The sequence below is a fragment of the Candidatus Methanoperedens sp. genome (genome assembly GCA_027460535.1).
In the GTDB taxonomy this organism is placed as follows: Archaea; Halobacteriota; Methanosarcinia; order Methanosarcinales; family Methanoperedenaceae; genus Methanoperedens.
Genome location: JAPZAR010000032.1, coordinates 1 through 9102 on the forward strand (window position 1 = coordinate 1; position 9102 = coordinate 9102).

The 9102-nt window shown below is 44.7% G+C and carries 14 protein-coding genes; 11 read left to right on the forward strand and 3 right to left on the reverse strand.

The window, feature by feature from the left end; genetic code table 11:
* The 3 genes from O8C65_14915 to O8C65_14925 all read right to left on the reverse strand — a co-directional run.
* A partial coding sequence (locus tag O8C65_14915; GenBank protein MCZ7358209.1) for a NapC/NirT family cytochrome c occupies nt 1-1673 on the reverse strand: 1673 nt, incomplete at its 3' end.
* A gap of 8 nt (nt 1674-1681) precedes the next feature.
* The gene (locus O8C65_14920; protein MCZ7358210.1) at nt 1682-4192 is read right to left on the reverse strand and encodes a hypothetical protein; all 2511 of its coding nucleotides are present in this window, start codon (nt 4190-4192) and stop codon (nt 1682-1684) included.
* 174 nt (nt 4193-4366) lie between these two features.
* Entirely contained in the window at nt 4367-4555 is a 189-nt protein-coding gene (locus tag O8C65_14925; GenBank protein ID MCZ7358211.1) for a hypothetical protein, read from the reverse strand.
* A gap of 4 nt (nt 4556-4559) precedes the next feature.
* On the opposite strand from O8C65_14925, the gene O8C65_14930 reads away from it, so the two are divergent.
* The 11 genes from O8C65_14930 to O8C65_14980 form a co-directional block, all read left to right on the forward strand.
* The gene (locus O8C65_14930) at nt 4560-4802 is read left to right on the forward strand and encodes a hypothetical protein (protein MCZ7358212.1); all 243 of its coding nucleotides are present in this window, start codon (nt 4560-4562) and stop codon (nt 4800-4802) included.
* 24 nt (nt 4803-4826) lie between these two features.
* On the forward strand, nt 4827-5090 hold the full coding sequence (locus tag O8C65_14935) for a CopG family antitoxin (GenBank protein MCZ7358213.1): 264 nt from the start codon (nt 4827-4829) through the stop codon (nt 5088-5090).
* A gap of 35 nt (nt 5091-5125) precedes the next feature.
* On the forward strand, nt 5126-5461 hold the full coding sequence (locus O8C65_14940; protein ID MCZ7358214.1) for a hypothetical protein: 336 nt from the start codon (nt 5126-5128) through the stop codon (nt 5459-5461).
* Nucleotides 5462-5702: 241 nt separating this feature from the next.
* Nucleotides 5703-6128 carry a nucleotidyltransferase domain-containing protein gene (locus O8C65_14945; GenBank protein ID MCZ7358215.1) on the forward strand — a complete coding sequence of 142 codons (426 nt, stop codon included), beginning with the start codon at nt 5703-5705 and terminating at the stop codon, nt 6126-6128.
* Nucleotides 6125-6568 (forward strand): DUF86 domain-containing protein, encoded by a 444-nt coding sequence (locus tag O8C65_14950; protein MCZ7358216.1) that lies wholly within the window; start codon nt 6125-6127, stop codon nt 6566-6568. The genes O8C65_14945 and O8C65_14950 overlap by 4 nt, the downstream gene beginning before the upstream one ends.
* A 64-nt stretch (nt 6569-6632) precedes the next feature.
* Nucleotides 6633-7082, forward strand: a complete 450-nt coding sequence (locus O8C65_14955) for a UDP-N-acetylglucosamine 2-epimerase (protein ID MCZ7358217.1) — start codon at nt 6633-6635, stop codon at nt 7080-7082.
* Entirely contained in the window at nt 7079-7507 is a 429-nt protein-coding gene (locus O8C65_14960; GenBank protein ID MCZ7358218.1) for a UDP-N-acetylglucosamine 2-epimerase, read from the forward strand. Before O8C65_14955 ends, O8C65_14960 begins: the two co-directional genes overlap by 4 nt.
* Nucleotides 7508-7643: 136 nt before the next feature.
* Nucleotides 7644-7898: a hypothetical protein gene (locus tag O8C65_14965; GenBank protein MCZ7358219.1), complete on the forward strand. Its 255-nt coding sequence runs from the start codon at nt 7644-7646 to the stop codon at nt 7896-7898.
* Complete coding sequence (locus O8C65_14970) at nt 7888-8106, forward strand: DUF2283 domain-containing protein (protein ID MCZ7358220.1); 219 nt, start codon at nt 7888-7890, stop codon at nt 8104-8106. The genes O8C65_14965 and O8C65_14970 overlap by 11 nt, the downstream gene beginning before the upstream one ends.
* A gap of 308 nt (nt 8107-8414) precedes the next feature.
* A complete protein-coding gene (locus tag O8C65_14975) occupies nt 8415-8558 on the forward strand; it encodes a hypothetical protein (GenBank protein MCZ7358221.1) in 144 nt (47 codons plus the stop codon).
* Nucleotides 8559-8669: 111 nt separating this feature from the next.
* The coding region (locus tag O8C65_14980; GenBank protein MCZ7358222.1) for a UDP-N-acetylglucosamine 2-epimerase at nt 8670-9102 on the forward strand (433 nt) is incomplete at its 3' end.

The following is a 9102-nucleotide window of genomic DNA, read 5'->3' on the forward strand; positions in this document are numbered from 1 at the left end:
ACATTACCCGTGTCATCCGAGGTATTTACGTTTGCATGCAATCCGAATAGGCTTGTATTCGTATAATACCGTGTTGCGTTATTTGAATGACATCCTATGCATCCACCGGTCGTTGTGGGTGTGGGATCATGAAGTTTCTGCGCCTGTGTACCCGGGACATTGACTCCGTGGCAGCCAGAGCAGTCCGCAGTGACCATGCCTGTTGTATCATGTGGAGGATTTGGCGCTGATACAAATTGAGGAGCTTTCTGGACATGGCAGAGAACGCAATCGGCTTTTGCAGTTCCATCAAACGCATCTCCTAATTCTGTTGTGAGTTCATGGAAAGACGAAGTATTATTTGCCCGAATATCCGCTGATACACTGGAATTTGTGTGGCATGTCCTGCATGTGGCATTTCCATTCCAGCCCGGGTCATCATGATTGAACCGGGGAATTGTCTTGTTCAGAGCAGGGAATGGAGAGCTTGCATTCGGCCCATGGCAATAATCACAATATTTCGATGTTGGAACTGCGGGTCTTTGTGCATAGTGAGAAGTTACGTTGGGGATTCCTGCTCCTGGATTTACTGTGACTTTACTGTGACAATCCAGGCAGGAATAATTTGTTACAGCAGGCAAGTGCGTGCGAACCTTCGGTGCCTGCGGGGCATCGGGCTGACCGCTCCCTGTGTGGCAGTCAGCGCACTGCCGGATATTGCTTTTGTTCATATCCCTGTTAAAGTGACAGGTCCAGCAATCGCTGTTGTTCACCTGGCCAATTCCATCCGTTGTGTTTATATCGACATGCACACCCTGGCTAAAGGCGGTTTTATTAACATTTCCTTGCAAACCACCGGGAATACCATCCACATGACACGAGATACAATCCTCAAAGACGTTCGTCTCGTTCCTGTAGTAGTTATATATTGGGCCGCTGCCGTGGCACCCGTTACAAAAAACATCGCCCCCCGGGTTTTTATATGCACTGCTGTTAATATACCCGTAAACACCGTTTACATCCGAACCATAAGCAATGGCAATGTCGCTCCGTGTCATTTTTGGATAATTTGTTCCATGGACATTATGACAGGCTGGGCAGGATTGATAAGAGGTCCTGTTATTCAAACCGGCACCCGGATTGAGGTCAAACATGGCACCTCCATCCCAGTTAAAACTGCCGAAGTCATCCAGATGATCCCAGTGGATATTGACCGGGTAGTTGCGGAAACCGGCCGGAAGAAGGTTAATGAAATTAGTACCTATGGTTGATACATTGATGGGAGGATTCCTGTGATCAATGTCCTGGAAAAATTCTGGCAGAACGCCCACAACATTTTTTTCAGTATGGCAGTAATAGCAGAGCGAGAAATTTTGTGAATAATAACCTGTGGTCAGAGGACCGGTAATGTTGCTGCCATTTAATTGTCTTATGAATTGACCATGATTAGTGTCGTTATGATCAGTAGAATTCACATGGCAGTCAATACATTGAATGATGCTGTGGGGATTCGAATCGTACAGGGATTGATTGATCGGCCGTGGATTTGGTGATACATGACACCCCCCATTAAAACAGGCATCATTCGGAGATGCACCGAGAACGCCTGGCACAAAAAAAACAAAGAGGAGAGCTAACCCAAGGACAATTACCTTCATTTTGATTTTATTTTGGAGTATTTTTGATTTCCGCATTATCTTCCTCATGTAACGGTAAAATTCGCACTTACAACACCGCTCCAATCGCCATTCAGTGGATAATATGGCTTAGACGTATCAGTCTTTGGTGCTGAAGCCATGCCCTTGACGTTGACGGTATAGTTGCCCTTGAGCTTTGAAGTATCAATGCTGGCGTTCACTGGCTGGATCGATAAGCTGAATCTCCCGCCGACGGGAGTCATATTTGTCCAGTCAATAATCACGCCGGAAGCGTTGGCTACCTGATACTGGGCTGCAGCGATCTGCAACATGTCGTCGGTCACGGTAGCCTGGACTCCAGCGGGAACTCCAGATACGACGGGTGTGGTTATCGATAAACCCGAGATGGTGGGTGGCGTATTTGAATCTTTGTAAAGTACCGAATGATTATCATTTACAGGGAAACTCAGATTCGTCGAGTGACAACCTTTACATCCAAGTATTCCGAAAACTGAATGCTTGGGTAACGTATCTATTTTTATTCCCGGCGCATGGAAGGGCAGATCAGGGAGATTGGCATTCTGGTGGCAGGTCAAACAGTTAATTCCAGAGGCCGTACCTTTTGGCCCGTTGGGGTGGTATTTTAATGTACCATTTAATGGTCGCGGCAGGGGGTCACCTGCGATATGGCACCACTTGCAATCCGCTGAACCATGCCTTAAATTATTTTTCATCAGACCGGGGTCTGTGGGTTTGATCGGTCCTGTACCCGCGGCCGTGTGACAGTCGTCACAGAAATAAGTATTGTTTTGATTCGCTGCCCCCAGTACCATTCTCATTGTTCCATTCGCCGAACCAAAGTGGCACGTCCTGCAATCGTCATCTGTAAGGTTATTCAAACCATCAGTATTATTGACGTTCGCATGCTTTCCGAACAAACTCATATTTACATAATATGTCCTTGAGCTGTTTGAATGACATGCTATGCATCTGGTGGTCGTGATCTCAGTCACGCTATGGAGTTTTTGCGGCTGTGTACCATTGAGTCCAAGCCCGTGGCATTCATAGCAGTCCGCAGCGGCCATGCCTGTAGTGTCATGTGAGGGATCGGGTGCCGATACAAATTGAGGGGCTTTCTGGATATGGCAAAGTACACAGTCGGCCTTTACCGTTCCATTGAATGTATCCCCCAGTTCAGTTGTCATATCATGGAAAGAGGAAATATCATTAGCCAGAGGGTCCGCTGATACGCTGGAATTTGTATGGCATGTCCTGCATGTTGCATCGGCATTCCAGTCGGGGTCATTATGCGAAAACTCAGGGATCGTCTTATTTACGGCAGGGAATGGAGAGCTCGCATTCGGTCCGTGGCAATAATCACAATAGTTCGACGTCGGTACAATGGGTCTCAGTGCATAGTGGGAAGTTATATTGGGGATCCCCGCTCCGGGATTTATTATGGTTTTACTATGACAATCCATACAGGAATAGTTGGTAACAGCAGGCAAATGTGAATGAATCCTGGGTGCCTGCGGAGCCTCATATGTGCCGTTGCGCGTATGGCAGTCAGCGCACTGCCAGATATTGCTCCTGTTCATATCCCTGTTAAAGTGACATGCCCAGCAGTCGCTATTATTCACAAGGCCAATTCCATCCGTTGTGTTTATATCGACATGCATACCCTGGCTAAAGGCGGTTCTATTAACATTTCCTTGCAAACCACCGGAAATACCATCCACATGGCACGATACACAATCCTCAAAAACGTTCGTTTCATTTCTGTAATATTTATAGAACATGCCGTAAGAATGGCATCCATTACAGAATACATCCCCGCCCGGTAATTTGTATTCATAGCTATTAATATATCCAAAGTTTCCAATGGCATCAGAACCATAAGTAATTGCCAGGTCTTCTCTGGTCATTCTGGGAAAGTTCGTTCCATGGACATTATGACAGGCAGGGCAGGACTCGCGGGAAGACCTGTTATTGGTCAAGTTCGCACCGGGGTCCAGGTCAAACAGAGCTCCCACGCCCCAGCGTAAACTCCCGAAATCATCCAGGTGATCCCAGTGAATATTTGTGGGGTAATTTCCTCCGAAACTATAACCAGCCGAAAGATTATTGATGAAATTAGTACCAATATTTGAGACATTGACGGGAGGATTCCTGTGATCAATATCCATGACATATCCCGGCAGAACGCCCACGACATTCTTTTCAGCATGGCAATAGTAACACAGGGAGAAATTCTGGGAATAATAACTTGAGGTCAGAGGACCGGTAATATTGCTGCCATTTAACTGCCTGATAAAAATGCCATGATTCGAGTCATTGACAGGATCGGTAGAGTTCACATGGCAGTCGATACACTTAATTATGCTATGGGCATTAGAATTGTAAAGAGACTGGTTGATAGGCCGCGGATTTGGGGATACATGGCACCCCCCATTGAAACAGGCATCGTTCGGGGATGCGCTTGAAACGCCCTGAATTGAGAATACGACAAAAGTAAATACAACCAAAAATATTCCTATTATTCCCATACTTTGCTGGAATATCTTTAATTTGCACATTAGCGTCCTATCCTAATTGATAGTGTTTAATTTACAGGAAAATAAAACTTTCTCATGATTTTTTATTAAATATACGATAATGATAATTATAGCAGCATTTAAGGAATTCTTATTGTCATCATTGAACCAATGTCATCCCTGGCCCCAGCCCCCGCATGTCCTAAAGCACCCTATTTATATATCCCGCGTTATATCTAAGAGCAGAACATGAAGCTCATCTCCATAGTGGGCGCCCGTCCCCAGTTCATCAAGTGCGCGCCGCTGTCCCGGGAACTGCGGAGGGAGCATAAGGAGATACCGATGCACACGGGGCAATACTGCGACTGAAGGAAACACCGTTCTAATCAGGCTGTGGCATGTCATGTGGTTGAAAGAGATCATCTGGATTGAAAAGTTCAAATCAAAGATAGAGGTGAAGCATAATGTTACCGGTGAAGAAGTCGAAGAGGCCTTGCTCTCAAATGGTTTATTTCGCCGTGCACAGCGAGGTAGAGTGAAAGGAGAAGATATTTATGGTGCATATGGTCGAACTCATTCAGGGCGGTATCTTTTTATAGTATTCATTTATAAATCACCTATGATAGCACTCATAATATCTGCAAGAATATGACAGTTCAAGAGCGGAAATACTACAATGCCAAAAAAAGTTAAGAAAATACCGGAAGAGTTTAAAACATACGAAGAAGCTGCAGAGTTCTGGGATACCCATAACAGCGCAGACTATCTGGATGAATTTGAAGATGTGGAAATTAAGGTCGACATTCAGAAAAGACATTATCTAATAGAATTGGATTCCAGAACAGCAGAATTGCTTCAGGAATTGGCGAGGAAAAAAGGAGTTTCTGTCAATTATCTTGCAAATGAATTGCTACAGGGTCAACTTGCAGAAGCGGAATAACCTTAATATATTTATCCAATTGGATATGGTTTTTTATGATTTTTGAATTTATGTGCGATGGGGACGACAATTTACTGCAGATGAACGCTCCGAGTCGCGCCTCGGGAGGCGCAACCACAAGCCTCCGCATGTTCAAAAGCGCCCTATTTATATATCCCGCGTTATATCTAAAAGCAGAACATGAAAATCATCTCAATCGTGTGGCTCCCCCTCAGTTCATCAAGTGCGCGCCGCTATCACGCGAACTGCGGAAGGAGCATGAGGAGATACTTGTGCATACTGGGCAGCATTATGACCATGAATTATCTGACATATTATTATCTGATATATTCTTTGAGGAGCCGGATGTACCGAAGCCTGACTCGGAATAGGTTCTGGACTTTGTAAACAAGATCCATGTCAGTCCATCGAGCCAAGAAATCTAGCAGTCTTTAAATATAAATATAACATAAAAAGTATTTAATGAAAAAACCGGAGGATGAAGCTGCGCAACGATTATTTAAAGCAAGGGCATGCTTTTTTTGATGACCTGTATACTAAAGGAAATCGAGGAAGGATTTAAGGTTCATAATGATGACAATATAATATTTGGTTTCTTGAGGTGACGATGGAATGATGAAAAAGAAACTTGTATCTAGAGCCAGCAATGATGAAATTGGAAAGGCAGTATCCGGGCTGAAAAAATTTGGATTTGTTCACTCGATTATCCTTTTTGGCTCACAGGCTAAGAGGACCGAAAGGACAGATAGCGATGTGGATTTATGTATCATACCGGAGCCGCATGTGGATGTGAGTTTAAAGGAGAGAATTGCCCTTAATAATGCAGTACCAGAACACATAGATATCTCCTTGTTTGGTGAATTGCCTGTATATATGCGCAAACGGGTTTTTCTTGAAGGGAAGGTGCTTTACACGGAAGACCCCTATTACATATTGACCCTTGCAAAGGAAAATGATCTCGAATACTCCAGATACCAAAAGATGAAAAAAGACTACCATAAAGGTGTTATGAAGCGTGTCAGGTTAAGGTTGGGATGATTGATTTGGACAGCGAAAGGCTTATTGAAAAAATGGATGAACTGGAAAGGTACCTGAGAGAGCTTGAGGAATACATTCCTCCGGATGAAGAGGATTATTTAAAAAGCGGGATGAGGAAAAGGGCATGTGAAAGGGCATTCCAGTTGGCAAGCGAGAACTTATTGGATATCTGCAACTTAATAATATCGGAGGAAGGGTTCGGAATACCTGCCGACAGTAAAGATACGGTACGAAAGCTTGGCGAGCATGGTATAATATCAAAATCGCTGGCATCCAGACTTGAAGAGCTTATCGGATTTCGAAATCTGCTTGTTCATCAGTATGGAAGAGTGGATGATTCCAGAGCATACAATTATCTGTATGAAGATTCAAAAGATTTTTATGAATTCCTTGAAGTTATTGAAAAATATATTAATTCCAAAAGTGAATCAGAAAATTAAAAGGATCGCCTGAATAATAAAAGCGCCCTATTTATATATCCCGCGTTATATCTAAGAGCAGAACATGAAAATCATCTCCATCGTGGGCGCCCGCCCCCAGTTCATCAAGTGCGCGCCGCTTTCCCGGGAACTGCGGAGTGAGCACGAGGAAGTGCTGGTGCATACGGGGCAGCACTATGACCGTGAGATGTCAGAGATATTTTTTGAGGAGCTTAATATCCCGAAGCCTGATTACAATCTGGGCATTGGCTCAGGCAGCCATGGCGAGCAGACAGGGAAGATGCTTATTGAAATAGAGAAAGTGCTTCTGAAAGAAAAACCGGACTTGGTGCTGGTATACGGTGACACCAACTCCACTCTTGCAGGCGCGCTGGCTGCTGCGAAGCTCCATATAAGGGTGGCGCATGTGGAAGCTGGATTGCGCAGTTTTGACAGGAGCATGCCCGAGGAAATCAACAGGGTGCTGACAGACCATATATCTGACCTGTTGTTTTGCCCAGCAGGGAGAACATGACGAATATCATGGGGGCGCTGGGTGAGGCAGGGGGGGTTGTGGTGTTTCCTGTGCATCCGAGGACTGAGAAATGTCTGAAGGAATATGGGCTGATGATGCCTGGGAATGTGAAGCTGATCAAGCCCCTGGGGTATCTGGATATGCTTAAGCTTATGGCAAGTGCGAAGAAGATACTGACCGATTCAGGAGGTATTCAGAAGGAGGCGTATGTGCTCGGAGTGCCGTGCATCACGCTGCGGGAGAATACGGAGTGGGTGGAGACGCTGGAGGGAGGGTGGAATGTGCTGGTGGGGGCGGATAAGGGCAAGATTATAGAGGCAGTGAAATGCTGTTATCCATCTGTAACGCAGAAGGATATATTCGGCAGCGCAGGAGCGAGCGGAAGGATTTTAAGCTCCATTGCTGACATTTCATATGTAATATGAGCGAGATGAAATTTCAAAGCAGGGAATCTTATATATTAATAGATTCAAGATGTCAATGGAACATTAAAATGATCTTTAGATCAATGGATTCAATATATTTCAAATTCTGATACTGAAGAAACAAGGTCTATAGTATATGAAAATAATATTTACAGATCATGCTAAGGTCAAGTTCAAAATCTTAAAACAACATGGATTTGAAATAAATGAAAAACAAGTTAAAAATATCATAGAAAATCCCGATACTAAGACCAAGGGGAGAAAAGACCGGCTTATTGTTCAAGGTCTGGTTGATGATATTCATGTGATAAGAGTTATATGTGAAATTGAGAGTAATAATATTAAAGTTATTACATTTTATCCTACCAGGAGAGAAAGATATGAAAATTAGTTATAATCGTGAACAAGATATTCTCATGTATGAAGTAAGTGATGAACCTATAGACTATGCTGAGGAAGTTGGACCCATTATAGTTCATTTCAGCAAAAAGGGAAAACCTGTACTTATGGAGATACTGGATGCAAGCGAATTTATTGCAGTGACAACCAAGATTACCATGCAATCCAGGAATGAAAATCCTGTTGAAGCTCTATCATAATCTTGTCACAGTTATCTTTCGGGTGATGGCTATAATGCAAGGTAGCTGTGAAGCGTCAAAACTGAAAGAGAAAATGGCTGATTCAGGCAAAGCACTGGGAGAGGCATGTGATCTGATAGTGCCGTGCATTAAGCTGATGCAAAACACGTAATGGTTGAGGACGCTGGAGGGGTGGAATGTGCTGGTTGGGGGTGGATAAAAGCAAGATTGTGGGGGCTGGGTTCAACATATGACATAACTTATTACAGTTCGGCGCACCGATACGAAAACTGGGCAATCTCCTGGCGATAGAAATAAACAAACCGCAGATGAAGGCGCCCAGAGTCACGCCTCTGGAGGGCGTGTCCACGCATGGCTGCGCCATGCGTGTGCGCGGAGTCGAGAACCCGCAGGGTTTCGGCATGATGAACGCAGATTTGCTGACAGGGATTAGGATATATTTGATTACATGAACTATATATTTCCATAGTTGTGGCGCCCTGTGAGAACCGGGGCAACCACCAGCCTCCGCATGTCCAAAAGCGCCCTATTTATATATCCCGCGTTATATCTAAGAGCAGAACATGAAGCTCATCTCCATAGTGGGCGCCCGTCCCCAGTTCATCAAGTGCGCGCCGCTGTCAAGAGAACTGCGAAAAGAACATGAGGAAATTTTGGTTCACACGGGGCAGCACTACGACCATGATATGTCAGAGATATTTTTTGAGGAGCTTAATATCCCGAAGCCTGATTACAATCTGGGCATTGGCTCAGGCAGCCATGGCGAGCAGACAGGGAAGATGCTTATTGAAATAGAAAAGGTAATGATAAAGGAAAAGCCGGATATCGTTCTGGTCTACGGCGACACCAACTCCACCCTTGCAGGCGCGCTGGCTGCTGCGAAGCTCCATATAAGGGTGGCGCATGTGGAAGCTGGATTGCGCAGTTTTGACAGGAGCATGCCCGAGGAAATCAACAGGGTGCTGACAGACCATATATCTGACCTGTTGTTTTGCC